This is a genomic window from Spirosoma endbachense, assembly GCF_010233585.1.
Lineage (GTDB): Bacteria > Bacteroidota > Bacteroidia > Cytophagales > Spirosomataceae > Spirosoma > Spirosoma endbachense.
Genome location: NZ_CP045997.1, coordinates 7703993 through 7719183, shown reverse-complemented (window position 1 = coordinate 7719183; position 15191 = coordinate 7703993). Strand labels below are relative to the sequence as shown.

General features: G+C 53.9%; 15 protein-coding genes. All 15 read right to left on the bottom strand.

The annotated features are described in order from the left end of the window. The gene (locus GJR95_RS31455; RefSeq protein ID WP_162389634.1) at nt 1-372 is read right to left on the bottom strand and encodes a hypothetical protein; all 372 of its coding nucleotides are present in this window, start codon (nt 370-372) and stop codon (nt 1-3) included. Next, on the bottom strand, nt 372-2621 hold the full coding sequence (locus tag GJR95_RS31450; protein ID WP_162389633.1) for a hypothetical protein: 2250 nt from the start codon (nt 2619-2621) through the stop codon (nt 372-374). The genes GJR95_RS31455 and GJR95_RS31450 overlap by 1 nt, the downstream gene beginning before the upstream one ends. After that, a complete protein-coding gene (locus GJR95_RS31445) occupies nt 2618-5257 on the bottom strand; it encodes a hypothetical protein (protein WP_162389632.1) in 2640 nt (879 codons plus the stop codon). The genes GJR95_RS31450 and GJR95_RS31445 overlap by 4 nt, the downstream gene beginning before the upstream one ends. Further along, nucleotides 5257-8199: a tape measure protein gene (locus GJR95_RS31440; RefSeq protein WP_162389631.1), complete on the bottom strand. Its 2943-nt coding sequence runs from the start codon at nt 8197-8199 to the stop codon at nt 5257-5259. The genes GJR95_RS31445 and GJR95_RS31440 overlap by 1 nt, the downstream gene beginning before the upstream one ends. Nucleotide 8200: 1 nt before the next feature. Then, nucleotides 8201-8428 (bottom strand): hypothetical protein, encoded by a 228-nt coding sequence (locus GJR95_RS42330; protein WP_232540916.1) that lies wholly within the window; start codon nt 8426-8428, stop codon nt 8201-8203. 50 nt (nt 8429-8478) lie between these two features. Further along, nucleotides 8479-8874: a hypothetical protein gene (locus GJR95_RS31430; RefSeq protein ID WP_162389630.1), complete on the bottom strand. Its 396-nt coding sequence runs from the start codon at nt 8872-8874 to the stop codon at nt 8479-8481. A gap of 81 nt (nt 8875-8955) precedes the next feature. Then, a complete protein-coding gene (locus tag GJR95_RS31425; RefSeq protein ID WP_162389629.1) occupies nt 8956-9426 on the bottom strand; it encodes a hypothetical protein in 471 nt (156 codons plus the stop codon). Between the two features lie 4 nt (nt 9427-9430). Further along, the gene (locus GJR95_RS31420) at nt 9431-9826 is read right to left on the bottom strand and encodes a hypothetical protein (protein WP_162389628.1); all 396 of its coding nucleotides are present in this window, start codon (nt 9824-9826) and stop codon (nt 9431-9433) included. Further along, nucleotides 9826-10308: a hypothetical protein gene (locus GJR95_RS31415; protein ID WP_162389627.1), complete on the bottom strand. Its 483-nt coding sequence runs from the start codon at nt 10306-10308 to the stop codon at nt 9826-9828. Before GJR95_RS31415 ends, GJR95_RS31420 begins: the two co-directional genes overlap by 1 nt. Continuing rightward, a complete protein-coding gene (locus GJR95_RS31410) occupies nt 10308-10667 on the bottom strand; it encodes a head-tail adaptor protein (protein WP_162389626.1) in 360 nt (119 codons plus the stop codon). The genes GJR95_RS31415 and GJR95_RS31410 overlap by 1 nt, the downstream gene beginning before the upstream one ends. 2 nt (nt 10668-10669) lie before the next feature. Beyond that, entirely contained in the window at nt 10670-11215 is a 546-nt protein-coding gene (locus GJR95_RS31405) for a phage gp6-like head-tail connector protein (protein ID WP_162389625.1), read from the bottom strand. Then, nucleotides 11215-11454 carry a hypothetical protein gene (locus GJR95_RS31400; protein ID WP_162389624.1) on the bottom strand — a complete coding sequence of 80 codons (240 nt, stop codon included), beginning with the start codon at nt 11452-11454 and terminating at the stop codon, nt 11215-11217. The genes GJR95_RS31405 and GJR95_RS31400 overlap by 1 nt, the downstream gene beginning before the upstream one ends. Nucleotides 11455-11463: 9 nt before the next feature. After that, the gene (locus tag GJR95_RS31395; protein ID WP_162389623.1) at nt 11464-12729 is read right to left on the bottom strand and encodes a phage major capsid protein; all 1266 of its coding nucleotides are present in this window, start codon (nt 12727-12729) and stop codon (nt 11464-11466) included. A gap of 2 nt (nt 12730-12731) precedes the next feature. Further along, on the bottom strand, nt 12732-13724 hold the full coding sequence (locus GJR95_RS31390) for an HK97 family phage prohead protease (protein WP_162389622.1): 993 nt from the start codon (nt 13722-13724) through the stop codon (nt 12732-12734). Beyond that, nucleotides 13721-15049 carry a phage portal protein gene (locus GJR95_RS31385; protein WP_162389621.1) on the bottom strand — a complete coding sequence of 443 codons (1329 nt, stop codon included), beginning with the start codon at nt 15047-15049 and terminating at the stop codon, nt 13721-13723. The genes GJR95_RS31390 and GJR95_RS31385 overlap by 4 nt, the downstream gene beginning before the upstream one ends. Between the last annotated feature and the right edge of the window lie 142 nt (nt 15050-15191).

The following is a 15191-nucleotide window of genomic DNA, read 5'->3' as shown; positions in this document are numbered from 1 at the left end:
CTAGACGGGTCCCCCGTCGTTATTTGAAGTGGATGTATACAGAATGGAGTTGGTCTCATCGGAGGGGTTCGTACTACCCGGATCAGTGCCGCCACCCGGTGTGTCAGGTACGTGCGGATAGGCCGGATCGTAAATGATGGTCGGTACGGCTCCCGAGGGCGAACAGCCTCTAGGATTCCAATGCATGCCCGCCAGATTCACCGGCACATCCGTTGTCGTTAGAGCCTGTTTGTTATCAAGTGCCAGGAATGCAGCGGCATCCGTATCGCAATCCACGCCAGCAACGGCCTGTAGAAAATGCCGGGTTTCCAGTACCGGAGCTCCGCCATCGACGACGGTCGATTTTTGGACTACTAATCTCAGTCGTGCCATTAGGGTGTGGGTTCTACGGTTTCAGTGAACGTTGCTGTGTTGTTAGCCAGATTGACCGACCAGCGACCAATTACGAAATCCACGTCGGCGGGTATCAACACGCCTTGCACACTGTCCCCCAAATACTTTTTCTGCACTCCGTCTTGCGAAATGCCGTTGTAGTCATAGTCCACGCCCGTGTTATCATTCAGCGGAATCGAGACGATACCATACGAGCGGTGATTGCTGAAATTGACCTGCGTAACCCGGTACCTGGAGTCAGCATCATAGGTAGTCCCCGATGCAAACTTTCGTTTTACAGTCAGATCAAAATCAATGACGGTCGCCGTTGGATACAGCGCTTTGAGCCGCTTCAGGGAAAGAGCGAAGCTGTAATATTTTGAGTTGGAGGTGGTATTGCGAAAGCTCTTGTAGGGGCTAGCAATCACGCTAGCCGTTTCGACCGTCAGGCCATCCAGGAAGCGAGCGGATGTAGCCGGATTGTTGGTTACGAATTGATTCGAAATGGTTAACCCAGCGGTTACGCATTTCACTTTCATCTCGTAATCAATAACCAGGTTGGTCGAACTGCTAATCGTTGAGAAAATGACGTTGATGGCTGTTGCTCCGACTTCACTAGGTGGTGTTACCGGCGTCGTATACGTCGAATCTTTGACAGCCACAATTTTGCCACCAACAACCTGAATCGCCTTTTTCACGGTGTTTCCACCCTGACTATCGAAAACAGCATAGATGTTATCGCCCGCCTTCTCGCAGCTGGTACCATTCCCCAAATACACATCCGTACCCACGTTGAGGTTGGCAGCCTGAATAATAAACATATCCAGATTGCCGGGCCGAGTATTGTCGAAGGCTTCGCCTGCCGTATCGTTTGCCTCGTCCAAGGTTGGATAAGGAGGGTCACTGAACCCACCGGTCGGGATAAAGTGATAACTGGCGTTATAGGTCGTCAACCCACCAGGCCGGGTACAACCAACCGTAATCACCTGAACGGTCTGCGGCAACGTCAGCGAACAGGTAATGACAAAATCAGAAACCGTTGCATCATTGGTTGCCGCGACATCAAGCGTTTTAGCCGGATCGTAGGGAACCGCCACAATACCCGCAGGCACGCCCGAAATACCCCATACCGGAACAAGTGAGCCGGCATAAGCTGTTTCTGACCAATCGGACCAAACCTGAATCAGGGTTACTGTCTTACTATCGCCCCCTTTGTTGACCGAGTTGATCAACGACTGCTTGATGAACATCTCGTAAGGGACGTCCGGAACAACAGGAGCTGCGCAGGTCTTTTCTTTCGGCACATTGTAATCAACCGCTTCGACTCCATCGACAAATACGCGCCAGGCGTGCTGAACCCCGTCGTGGTATTTGGCTGGCTTCATGTAGTTAAAGCCAAATACCGTATTGTCGGTCTGGATACCGGCAGCAATCAACGCATCGCGCACATCGGTGCGGACCCGCTGAGCCGTTACATTGGCTTCAAAGACACCATCCACGGTAATCGTGACGACGGCTGGAATGACCTGGCTATTATAACCCCAACCGGCCAGCTGTTCGCAGTCGTTGACGTCCATCGCAGACTTTTTGGTAAACGGCGGTGGGTCGGGGGGATCAACAACATCATCGTCCTCTTCGATGTACTGCTCAAGAACAGTCCACGTTATGACTTCGGTGGGTAGAGTTACTTCCGTAGATCGGTACAAGATGCCATCGTTGCCAATCAGCACATTCGCAACTGGCGTACCGGGCGGAGGGGTAGGCAGGATCGCGTTAATTCCACCTTTGAAAAAGGGCATGATCGTCGTATGGGCACCATTTTGGGTAACAATCTGAAGCGTCGGATCATCGGGCACGGCATAGTATGCATTGCCAATTTTTAGTACTCCCCAGAACTGGCCGTTTTTCCCAGTACCTGGTAAAAAGGTTACACCATTGGTGCTGCCATTGCCTACGTCTCCAGATCCGGGATTCTCGTTCGGGTCCAGAAAATCATAGCCGCCTGTTTCTTTGAAGACGACCCGCACCAGCTCCTGATCGGCCATGTACACCGGGTGATAGCCCAAAAACCGGTACACCACGCCCGCGACAAACGGCTGGTTGTCGTAATCGGCCACAAACAGCGGATCCTCCTGCTGATCCCGCTGGTCCTCTTCGTGGCCAGCCTGATTGGAGAGCACCGAAAACGTAAAGCCTTTTGTGAGAAAGCCGCCGGTCGTCAGGGTTATGGATTTTGCAGGTAGGCTCATGGGTTCATCAGGCTAATTTGCCGGCGCAGGCTGGCGATGACAGAGCCAACCTTAATGCCGTTCGTGAATACATCGGCTCCCAGTTTGGCCTTTCCCGTTTCAATCGGGGTATAGCCTCGGATGGCCGAGCTAATGCCCAGTTTGGCTTTCAGACCGGCCCCCTGGAGGTTCCGCTGAAATTGTTCGGTCTCGCTGAGCGTCGTTTTCAGGGCAGGCGGAACGGGCTGATCGTTGTCATCGAGCGCCAGGGGAATCAAATTGCCGTCCTTATCCGCCCAGTACCCTTTGGGCATGGGTAGTTGTTCGACATCGAGATCCATCACCCGGCTGGCGGAAGTAACGATTTCGCAGCCACGTACATCCCAGTCCATGCGGGTCTGCTGAAAGATGTAGGGAGTAAACAGGCCATCGTCGATGGTGCTGGTATCCGTAATGGCTACCCCCGAACTCTTGCCTGGTGTCAGCGTACCATCGACCGTAAAGAACCAGGGATCTTTCACCAGGCCTGAATAGCTGGTTACCGTGTAGGTACCCGAGTTGGCACCGGATGGATCCATGATCGTTACCTGCATGCCCACCTTGATCCAGGGCAGATACACGCCCGGCAGGACGTAATTGCCAAAACCCGGACTCTGGAACTCGACAGACAGATTCGTCGATTGCAACGGTATCTGTCCCGAGCCGCTGCGACCAATATCCAGAAAGCGAAGACCGGTGTGCAGGCCGTACGGCAGCCGTCCCATGAGTGTCACTTCAATGACCTCACTGGGCTGCATGGTCTGCCGGGCCAGCGATTCAGCCAGCCAGTTTGTAAGCGGCTTACCGGTTGCATCACCAGCATCCCCCCGGTTCCAGTCGACCGTCGGTTCATGACTGCCGGCCCGAAACAACGAGCCAATCCGGTCATTGGGCAGGGGCCAGGGCACGTCGCCCAGCGTCAGGGTCGCCGTCGCATCGAGCTTGCGTTTGGAGTCGGTAATGACGACCTGACTGCTTTCCAGGTTGACGCCATCCTTCTCGGTTTCCAGCGTGACGTTGTAGTACTTGACGAAGGGGCGATTGCCCGGTGTACCCAGGTTGGGCCCACCACCCGGCAAATCGAGTGCTTCGCCCACACAGACCCAGATATCCAGCATCCGCACACGATCCAGCGCATTCATGGGCAAGGTGATCGAAGAGATACCCGGAAAGGAAATCGTGCCGGCTTCATTCGCATTGTAGGTTAGGAGGCCTACCATTTCCGCCCGGCTCGGCGCCCGCTTCCAGGTGCCACCTCCCTGCAGAATGTATTCACCACCATCATTGTTGCCACTATCATCCCGATAGGCGAGCACCACGATTTTAGCGGCCCGAATCAGATGCAGTTCAAACTTGCATTTCAGGGTTCGTTTGTAAGATTGGGTATAGGCGAGCGATCCCTTTTCAAAAATCATTCGGGTGCGAATGCTGGGCGTATCGGCGTTGGCTTTTTCGTCGCCCGCTCCGTACAGCACCATCCCATATTGGTCCTCTTCGTTGCCCAGGCCCACCCGGAAGGAATTATCCGCTGTGATGTTATTGCGCGTCCAGTTGGTCGGCAAAAAGGTTGAATCGACTGATGCCCAGTCCCCGTTTTTCAAATAGTTCAGGTACCGGCCAAACTGCTGCACCACTTTGACGCCGGGTTTGATGCCCAGCAGGCGCAGCGTGGGATCTTCGTTTTTCACCCGAACGGTCTGATTGGGGTAAATATCGATCAGCATATCCCGGCTGACATCGGAATTGATATCCGGACCTGCCGACAAATCGGAGCTGGTGTAGGTACGGGTATGCAGGCGCTTGCCGGCTTCCTGATTCCAGACATCCCACTCGCCCGTAATTTCATCGGCCCGAATGGCAAACCACTTACCCTCAGCTTGTCCCAATCTTACCCCCATGGGTTCCAGCACTTTTTTGAGCGCGTCGTAGCAACTCAGGGTCTCACCCGAGTCACTAACCAGCGCTTCGGCCTGCATCTGGGTGGTAAAAAGCGGGTCACTGGCTGGATTGGCTTTTCCATTGATCAGCTGGCCAGCGGCCAGGCTCGCCCGCTCAAACAGGTTCACCCCCGTGATCAGGGGCAATTCCAGACCAGAATTATACAGAGCCGTGCGAATAACGGTCGATTTACTAACGTATCCCTGTAAACGTTTGCCGTCTGGGTCCAGAATGGGCCGATCTTTCAGCGTCGATAAGCCACAGGATGCCGAGACCGAAATGGGGTAGGGTTTTTTGCCGTACCGCTCGGAAAAATCAGCGGGCAGCAGCCAGCCCGCAAAAACCGTACTGGTGTAGGCAAAGCCGGTAGCCGTGGTATCTTTTAAAATAACGACCTGGATATCGCGATCGGAGCGGACATAAAATTCCCGGCTTTCGAAGGCATTCGACGCGCGAAGTTTGAAATCTGCCTTCAGCGGATGCCAGAACGCCAACCGGCTGGAGTCCGAGGTCGATTTACTGATCTTGACGGGCGAATCTTTATAGACCTGTAGTTTGGTCGGTGTTCCCGAGAAATCAGGAAACCGAAAGGATATTTTATATAAAGCAGGAAATAGCCCCAGCCCTTTGTTTGGCTGCTCGATGAATTCGGCGTAGTATTTTTCGACGTACTGGGGCATTACGAATAGTATTCGTTGGTTTGCTCGGCATCGGCCAGCGACAGGGCTAAATCGCCCTTGCTGAGCCTGAATTCACCGGTATGGGTCACCAGCAGCCGCTGGGGCCGTACCTGGCTTAAATCGGGTCGGTTGATCTGGGGGCCACCCAGATTTTTCATAATGCGTTCCGAGATTAAATCAGCGCCTAAGCCAACGGGTGATACCCATTCGCCCAGACCACCTGAAGTTGCCCGGCTGGACTCACCCACCCGGATCAAACTTTCCGATCGGAACAGCCCGCCTTTGGCGAAGCCTTTTGTGTTGTCGGACAGCAACGCCCCGGCCAGGCCTTTGGCCACGCCACCGGCCAGCACGATGGCACCACCCGTCAGGATCTGCTTGAAACCCAAAGCGGCCGTTGCCGGGAATAGTGTGAGCGGAATACCGGTCGTGATCATCACCTTACCAATGGCGATGACCGCATCGGCAATCATATCGATGACACTTTTGATGATCGACTTGAAGCTGAGCTTACCCGCTCCCAGTCCTTCGCCAATGCCAGCCAGCAGATCAATACCCCCTGAAATCAAACTATCGCGAGCACTGGAAATAGCCCCCGAAATGGCCTGAACGGACGAAAGAACAGACGTGATTAGACCCTGCGTATTAAGAGGATCGCTCGTGATCAATCCCTGCATTTCGTCCTTGATGGAGCCAAACACCGTTGGGAAATCAGCCAGGGCGATACGCAGCGTATCTTTGTTGTTTTTAAGCGTTAATTGGGCTTCGAAAATCTGTTCATTCGCTTTCCGCTGAAATTCATCGAGTCCTGGTAAGCCAATTGAAGCCAGTGACCCATTGGCACCTTGTGTGGTTACCCCACCACTACTGATAATCGAGTTTACCCGTTGATTGGACGCATTCGGTGCGACAATCGGCTTTAACTCACCGAGATTAACGGGTTTGAAATTAGCAAGCTCCTTTTCCTGTTTAACCAGGTCCTGAAACAGGGCTACCTGCTGGCTTCTTGATTTATTGGCCGTATCGCCCTGCTCTCTAAGTTCTTTGGTGAGCCGCTTTAAAATGCGCTCATTCGTGGTCAGTGCCGATCCAACCCCTTCAACGGCAGGCTTTTGCGCCTTAAATGAAGAGGTGGCCGAATCAAGACTAGCCTTTAGTTTATCGTATTCAGCCTGTTGAGCCGATACATCCTTCCCTAACAGCTTCCCACTGGCAATCTCGTCTTTTAATTCTTTGATTCGCTTTTTGGTCTGCTCAGCGGCAGACCCTGCCATGCTAATGCTGGCGTAATCAAAGGCTTTGTCTTTACTCGTAGCTGCCCCGGCTTTATTGCCCGTCGCTACATTGAGCGATACGCCTGCTTTGGCAACCGCCTGAACGGATTGAATACTTCCCTTAAGTCCATCCAGTTTACTCAGTGCCTTATCAATACCGGCTGTAATCTTATCCGCCAGACTGGTGGCTCCGAACAGCTGAAAAATAGAGCCGATGGTGCGGCCGATCGTAGCAGCCATGAGCTTGAAGCCGTCAATCAGTAAGTTCCAGATGGATTTGGCGACAATCAGTAAGCCGTTGCCGAACTGGCTCCAATTACCCGTTAGTAACCCCGTAAGCGCCGAAAAGATACCCTGCAATAAGCCAGCCCCGAACTTAAAAACGGCCACGACTCCTTCAAAGGCTCCTTTGGCAATGGTTGTAAAGAAGCCCCCGAATCGTGCCCAGACGGCCTGGATATAGCCGACATAAACGGTAAATACTGACCGCACAAAGCCCATGGCTGAGCCGACCAGATCCTTGACCGATTGCCAGATGCCCGAATTCGTTAAAACTGTTTTGATATAATCCCAGTTGGCGGCCACCAGCACGGCCACACCGGCAATGGCTGCACCAATTAGCAGGATGGGTCCAATCGACACGCCCAGCGCAGCTGTTATAGCCGCCGATCCGGCGACTACGGAAGGGACTAGGGCAAGCAGTCCGCCAATCCCCAGAGCCAGTGGACCAATGGCGGCCACCAGGCCCGCAACGGTCAGGATTACTTTCTGCGTCGTGGGTGAAAGGGCCGTAAAACGATCGGCCAGACTACCGACGGCATTGCCAATCCGGTCGATTAGTTCTGTCAGCCCAAAGGCTTTATCGGCCGCTGATGCGAACTGGAATTGGGCAATCTTCAGGCCATCACCGAGATTTTCCAGGGCATTTTTTGGCCCACCTTCTACCCGCTCCAGCTTGGCTAGGTTAATGACCAGATCGTTGATGAAGTCTTTCGGACTCCGACCCACCGCTTGCAGTTTGGCACTGATCTGCTCCGAATCGACCGTGCCGAACATATCGCTGATCGCCTTGGAGATAACGGGCGAGGCTGTAATGATGGGTTTCAGGTCATCTCCCAGTACTTTGGCTTTTCCTGCCATCTGGGTAAACTGGGTAATGACCTGCGCAAATTCGACTTTGCCTTTCCCACCCAACGCGATGGCATTCCCCACCTCATTGACATATTTCTCGGCGGTCTGGGCTTTATAGCCTAACGTTTCGAGTTGAAGGCCTGCCTGGGTTACTTCTTCCAGACCTAAACCCGGCAGACGGGCCAGCTGTCGAAATTCCGCGAACTGTTTGGTGGCCTCCTGCGCGGAACCCGCTGTAATTTTCAGTGCCCGCTGAATGCCATCGATCTCGCCGTAGGTTTTAAACGATGCAATACCCAGTGCGGTAATACCCGCCGATACTAGCGAAGCCGTTCGGCCAAAACTCTCCATACTGGAAGCGACCCGGCCCAGGCCCCGCTCGAACTGACGGGATTGCCGATCAGCGGCCGCAAAGCTGGCGACCACATTGCCATTGAGCTGCGTAACCAGTTGACCAGCCGCAGCGCCTGCAGCCCGAAACCCGGCAACAAAGTCGGTAACAACTGCCCCCAGCTTAATGTTAACTGCTCCTGCCATGTTAAGATTTAGCGATTCGACTCACCAGTTCAGCCCATTCGGCCTCGGTTCGTTTTTTGAGTTTGGGCTGTGCAGCAGCTCGCGGCTTTTTCTCGCCAGGTAGCCGCATCACATCAATCCCTTCGATAGCCGGGGCTTTCTCGCCCCGGTTGATGTTATAGAGTAGTGCGTAGAGTTCGCGGAAATACACGCCCTCTTTGTTAATGCGACGCACGTAACCGGCAACCATTCGGTCAAATTCGGCGGGGGTTATCTCCCAGAATTCGCCTGGCCGCAGGCCTACTTCGTAAGCTGTTTCCTGGAGGGACTCCCAGTCAGTGTAACGGGGCTTCCGTCTGGCAGCTGCCCGAGTAGTTTTTCTACCAGACTGTTTACGTTTGGGATTCGCTCGAATGCCGTTTTGGAGATCACCAGCGCTTGGGCCAGATCCTCGTCACTCATCGTGTCCATCCAGTCAAGCATGGTGTCGATGGTAAATACGGCCGGCAGATCGTTCTGTTCAAAGCGACACATCAGACCGGCCCAGAGGGTGAGGCCCATCATCTCATAGTTGCCCGAGACACCTTCGCCTTGCTTTTCGACGAGTTTGGCGGCCAGCATGCCGAACTTAAACGTGCGGGCTTTGCCATTGACTTCGGCGACGAATTCGCCGTTGGCTTGTTCAATTGGTTTCATAAAGACGGTAGGTACGATTAGGGTAATGAACTTGGTTAAAACCTACTAAAACCGTTAAGCTTTAGTAGGTTTTAACCGGAATTACGGAGCGACGATCAGGCTCCGGGTGGGCATCGTCAGGAAATTAAACGTGGCTCCGCCCGTGGCATCGCCTTTCTGGGGGCCTTTGCGGGAAAAGCCGTTAAAGAAGCCCTGACCCGTATAAACCGGATCGCCGATTTTATCACCGACTGAATACTTGAGGTCGATAATCTGAGCGGTATCGTTCCACTGCTGGACTTCGTCGTCAGAAACGTTGGTTGCCTGATCGCCGGTCGCATAGTGACGCACGATGTGTTCGATCGACAGTGTCGGTACGGCGATATCGCCCGACGGGCTTTTTTCAGTACCCGACCGGCAGGCGGTCTCTTCCACTTCAGCCCCCGGTGAATCCAGGTCAGCAGCGGTCATGCAGCCAAACAGGATATAATCAGCTCCCGCTGGCTTTTTGATGAGCACAATAATCTCTTTGCCTTTGACCAGTGTTTTGGTCCGTGCTACAGGAGGTGCCATTGCGTTACAGTTTGGTTACGGTTAAATCGAAAAATTGTCTTTTGTAAAAAGCCCCTATGTCCGGGTCGGTCTCGTCGAAATCATCGTCGTTGATCTCCAGACTGATCTGGTAGCCCAGGTGAACGCCTTCGTAGCCATCGAGTACATCATTGACTGTATCGGCCAGCGTTTCAAGCTCGATGGAGTTTTTGGCGACCAGGCCGATTTCCAGCAGGCCCTGTTTGGTCTGGTCAGGTGTCCGACAGGCCAGTTTTTTAAGCCCTTTGGTATTGTAATAGAGCGCCGAAAAGCTGTCAGCCTGCGCAAAGGTGACGGGTGTCACCCGCCCTTCATGGAGGGATTCCAGGTCAATCTGCGTATTGAGCAGATCGTAGAGGGCTTCGCCAATTTTTGCGTCCATTATTTTACTAGCTCTTTTTCTACTTCAGCATGCAGGGCTGTGGTCAGGCTCGCTTCGGCCAGTGCGCCTCCCTGCGATTCGGCTCTGGACAGAAAGTCGTCGACGCCCCGGCGGTGGATATTCGGTCGGGTGATCAGGTGTGTCCGCCAACCGGCATACCCTCGTTTTTTGCTGGCTCCGACCAGAACCCGAACGACCTCGCCCTGACTACCCGGTACCACCAGGATCCGCAGGCTTCGTTTGGTGGCTCCGCCCTTGTCATAGGTGCCGTCCCGTTTGGTTTTGCCCGATTTAAGCCGGCGAACCTTCTGGCTTCGAAACAGCCGTTGACCGATGGGCACTTCCCGTTTGGCAATGTCGAGCATCGGTTTGACGGCCACCCGCATCGTTCGGCCCATGAATCGGGCATCGACCACACGGCCCGTTCGGGCCAGTTTTCGATCGAGCACAAACAGCTCGCGCGTGTCGATGCTGCCCCTCATCAGTCATGTTTCTGGGTTTCGATCGTTAACCACTGCCGGCGCGTTCCAGCCATTGCATGGATGTTGAGGATATCATACTGAATCCCTTCGCAGTAAAGAATCATGGTCGGCAACAAATCCATACGGTAGCGAATATCGAAGTCAACCAGCCCGTAGGCGGTTTCGCGCGACGCAGCCGGGCTTCCCGATCCATCACCACCCGTTTCCACACCACCCCGTTCGCGTTTGCGGCAGGAGAGGTTCTGAACGAAGGGACTTTCGGATTGGCCAATCGATTCGCCTTTGCCGTTTTTATGGGTATCCAGGGTGAACAGGCTCAGTTTGCAGTCCAGATCGCCCGCTTGCAGTGCTTTTGCCATGCTTATAAAATCGGTAAAACGTACTTGTCCATGATCCATTCGGCATGCGAACGCCATTGTTTGCGATCATCGGCCCGGTTGTCATACCAGCGCCCAATGAGCAGCCGCACCACCTGCAGAATATCAGCCGGCAGTTCGGTCGACTCGTAGCCAGCCCGGTAGCTCACCCGAATGCGGGTAACTCCCCGAATCTGACAGGCCACTGGTAAAAACTGAATCTCACCCGTTTCATGCCAGCGGTAAGCCGTTGGGGGTAACTCGACCCAGTCCGCGGTATCCTGTTGGTAGTGAATGGCCGAAACCGTCTGCACATTTAAACTGTGCAGTTGCGCCGGGCAGAAATCATCCCCATAACCATAGTAATCGCGGGCGAACAGGGGCTGCTTGCAGAAGCTTTCCGCCCAGTCCATCGCTGCTTGCACCAGACTGACCGCCTGCCCTTTATCAGCCACACTGTCCCGATCGATCCGAATCCAGTCGCAGGCTGTAGCGCCGTCGATGCATGGCTCGAAAGGAACAGCGGGTTTTTTCAGGCGGGCGGTGAGCATTAGCGTCTGCGCGTTTCGGCGTTGGGTTTGACGGTGGCAGTTTGACCGGCCGGCGTCCGTTTGGCCAGTTGGCCAGTCGGTACAACAGCGGCCGTTTCAGGCTTTTTCGGTTCCACCGGCAGGGCCAGTTGGTGTTTGATCAGGTCAGCAGCCTGCTCGGGCTCGACGTCAACTACTTCACCAGGGAAATAGCTAAAGTTGATACCCGAACAGGATGCCAGGATTTCTATCGTTACCATACCGGGCGCTTAGCTGGCTGCGTGCTGGAGGAACTTAACGGCCCCCTGGTTGATCAGCTTGGCATCCGTCCGCATAAAGCCGACATAGGCCGTCTGGTTGAATTCAGCAAAACGCTCAGTCAACCGGATAATCAGCGGAGAAGCTACATTACGGATGATGTATTTGCTGAAATCGCCGAAACCGACCGACTTCGCACTGAGGCCTATATCAGCCAGATCATCGTTAATCACGTACGTATATCCCCACAGATTTTCGGGTGTTCCTTTCTGAATGTCACCCATCTGCCAGATGTAGCGGCCCTGGCTGTCTTTCAATTTACGGACAGCGGCCAGCGTCAAATCGTTGAAGGAGAACTTACCGTTTTTACGGTACGCCCGGTTGACCGAATGCAATAGATCCAACAAATTGTCAGCCGTTAAAGCCGTCCCGGCTACACCCGTGTTAAAGACACCCGCATTAATGATGACCCCTTCCGGTTTGTTGGTCCCGTCGGCTTTGGTGTAGTGATCGTTCTGAATCCGGCCAAACCGAATGCCCATGGCTTCCGTGATCAGGGCGCCCAAATTGAAGGCTGAATCCTGAATCAGGGCGTTATCGACCTTGATCACGTCCGAGGTGTAGGTGTAAGCGCCCAGTGTTTTGGAGCCAAATCCAAGATCCGTTGAACCGGTCGTGGCATCGGTACCCGAGGAAAGCAAACGACCTTTCGTCGCTGTGTCATCGAGGGTTGGCCAATCCACCGTCGCCCCGGTACCGGTGCCCCAGATGCGGCCTAGTTCCAGCATGCCGCCGTAGGCTTTCAGGGCAATTTCCAGTTCATTGCTGAACTCACGGGGTACGGTGTAGCCGCCAGCGGCACCCGAACCTGAACTCTGGGCGCGGGTTTCAGCGCCATTGCCTTCAACGGCTTTGACAAAGCCACCCAGTGCCCGTTTTTCAGCTTCGGTCATATCGGCAACCCCGTAGCGCAGGTACGCATCGAAAGCCTGTTTATGAGCCGTTTCGGCCGATTTTTCATCGGTTTGAGCGCGTTTTTCTTCCTGCGCTTTGTTGGCTGTTTCCGCAACCGCCCGCTGATCGGCTTCTTCGCGCTGAAAATGGGCGATTTTCCGATCGATATCAGCAATATCGCTGTCGTGTCTGTCAAACTGAGACCGTTCCTCAGCAGAAAAAGCACGGCTGTTCTCCGTTTCAGCTTTGTCGATGAGCGACCGCTGCTCCGCTACAATACGCCCTTTCTGTTCCTGAAGGGCTTTCAGTTTGTCTACTGACATAGTTATAAAGAGTTACGATGGGCATTATTTTTGGCTATATACCACTCCAGGGGGTGCCCTTGTGATTCCCCGGAATGGATTTCTTCGGACGACTCAACGGAGCGCGTCTCGGGATTTTCAGTTATAGTTTTTTCTATCGCCGTTTCACCGGTTTCTGAAGTACTGCGGCCTTCCTCGGTCTCAGTACCGGCCGTTTCCAGCGTGGCTTCGGTTAGTTCGGCGATCGTTTCTTCGATCCAGCTCTGCTGGTAGATCAAATCGCTTAACCGACCCGCTGCCAGGCGCTTGACATTGCTATCGGTCAGCTTCGAGACGGCCGTGGAAATGAAATCGACCTGCGTTTGCATCTGAGCCACCAGGCCGGTTAGAAAAGCCTGGTCGTTTTCACTGAGTTGCCGTTTTTCGCGGAAATACATCCCCCGAGTGGCAGCCTGCTGATCCATAGCATCGGTATAGGACCGCGTTGTGGCGGCCACATTGATCGTCGTTTGTAGATAGGCGGCACGAGTGACGAGTGACAGATCCATGAGTTTGGAGATCTTCTCGACGTACCGATAGAGGACATTGTCTTTGGTTTCCCAGCGGTCTTTGGCCACAAAAAACTTAAATGACATGCCCCGGATATCGCCCCGGTTGACCCATACTTCACAGTCATTGCCGACCGTATTTTCAGGCTTGAGAATACGCACCTCGACGCCCTTCTCAGTCGTTTTGAAGGTGAGCGTACCCGAGTAATTAGCTCCCAGAAGCCGGTTTTCGTCGTGATTGAACACGGCCAGTACTTCCGACAGATCGGTATCGGCATCAATGGCACCCGGCTCAATAATTTCCTGAAACATCCCCCGCTTCTGATCATAGAGCGGACGGGAAGGCTGATTAAACACAATGCCGGTACCGATAAAGAATTTACCACCACCCTCGGCAGCAGCCCGTTCCTCGACGGTGACAATGGTTTTATAGAGCCGTTCTTCGACGGTGGCTACTTGTTCGCTCATGCGTCAGCAGATGGTTTAGTGTCGGCAGCTGGCTTGGTTTTGTCCGCGGCCGACGGTGTAGTTTCAGTAGTTGAGGACGGATCGGGCGCACCCATGTGGGAGCCCGGCAAGACCCGCTGCATGTTCATTTGCACGAACGTATCATCCAGACCCGCCAACCGGTTGAGGTTGTTGCGTCGACGAATCTCGTTCTGGGTAATGGAGCCCGTATTGAACAGAGCCTGCGTCTGGGCTGCCTGCGCTACCGAATCACCCCGTAGCAGGAAGTCATAATCCCAGACCACCTCTTTGGATGGCTTTTCGGCTTCAGCAATCAATTTGCGTTTAAACTCCTGACCAATCCGAACGGTCCAGGGTAAGATGGTGCCCGTAATAAATTCTTTGCTCTGGTGCTCGATGTTATTATTCGTCGAGCGGTCCAGCTTGCCAATCTTGTGCTGAGGCACGTTGTACATCCGGGCAATGTCTTCGACCTGAAAGTTTCGGGTCTCGATGAACTGCGCATGGTTAGGCGGGATGGTGACCTGTTTATAGGTCATGCCATCTTCCAGAATCAAGGGCTTATGCGCATTTTGGAGACCGGTCTGACGCTCGGCAAACTGCTTGCGAAGCCGGTCGACGGTCGCCTGCTCTTTAAATACTTTACCCGTTTCCAGCACACCCATGCCACCAGCGCCCTGTCCAAAGAAACGCCCACCGAACTCTTCGGCCGCCAGCGAGAGTCCAATGCCATTGGCAAACAACTCAATGGGGCTTTTGCCTTCGATGCCGTTGGTACCCAGACAGCGAATGTGAATGATATCGCGTTTATCGACGATCTCACCAAATACATTGTAGTAGAGGTAGCGCTGGCGACCCATGTTGACATAGATCGGCTGACACTCGCCGGGTTCCAGAAACCGAATACTCAGGGGTTTCATGTACGTATCCCGCTCAATCAAGGCATAGGCGTTGCCGCGCGATAAAGCCGCAGCCACCAGCACATACATGAAATCAGACCAGTTTAAAAAATCATCCGGGCCATATTCATACAGAAGCTGTAAAGGATCCTTGGGGTCAAGATCACGTCCCAACTTCGTCTCCTTAAAGACGCCAATGGGAATCGTGGCAATGGTGGAAGCGATGGTATTGATACAGGCGTAAACCGCCGATACACGCCAGGCTGAATCGGGAGTCACAACGACACCCGCATGGGAGCCGCCTGATACATGCCCTGTTAAATCATCCCAGGAACTCATCTGCGAGAGCGGTACCGCTGGATTTTCGAGCGAACGGACCTCGGCGGGCAATTCGGCTGAACGCTCGCCACTATACGCAACGGGCATAGGGGCGCTATCAGCTGTAGCTGCCCCTGTTAATAAATTCCAAGCCCGTGTTGCGAAACCCGCCATCTACCCAGAATCTCCGGAAAAACAAATGAAGAGGTACGAATATGGGGGCGGCCGACAGCGAGATACATAGCTACTC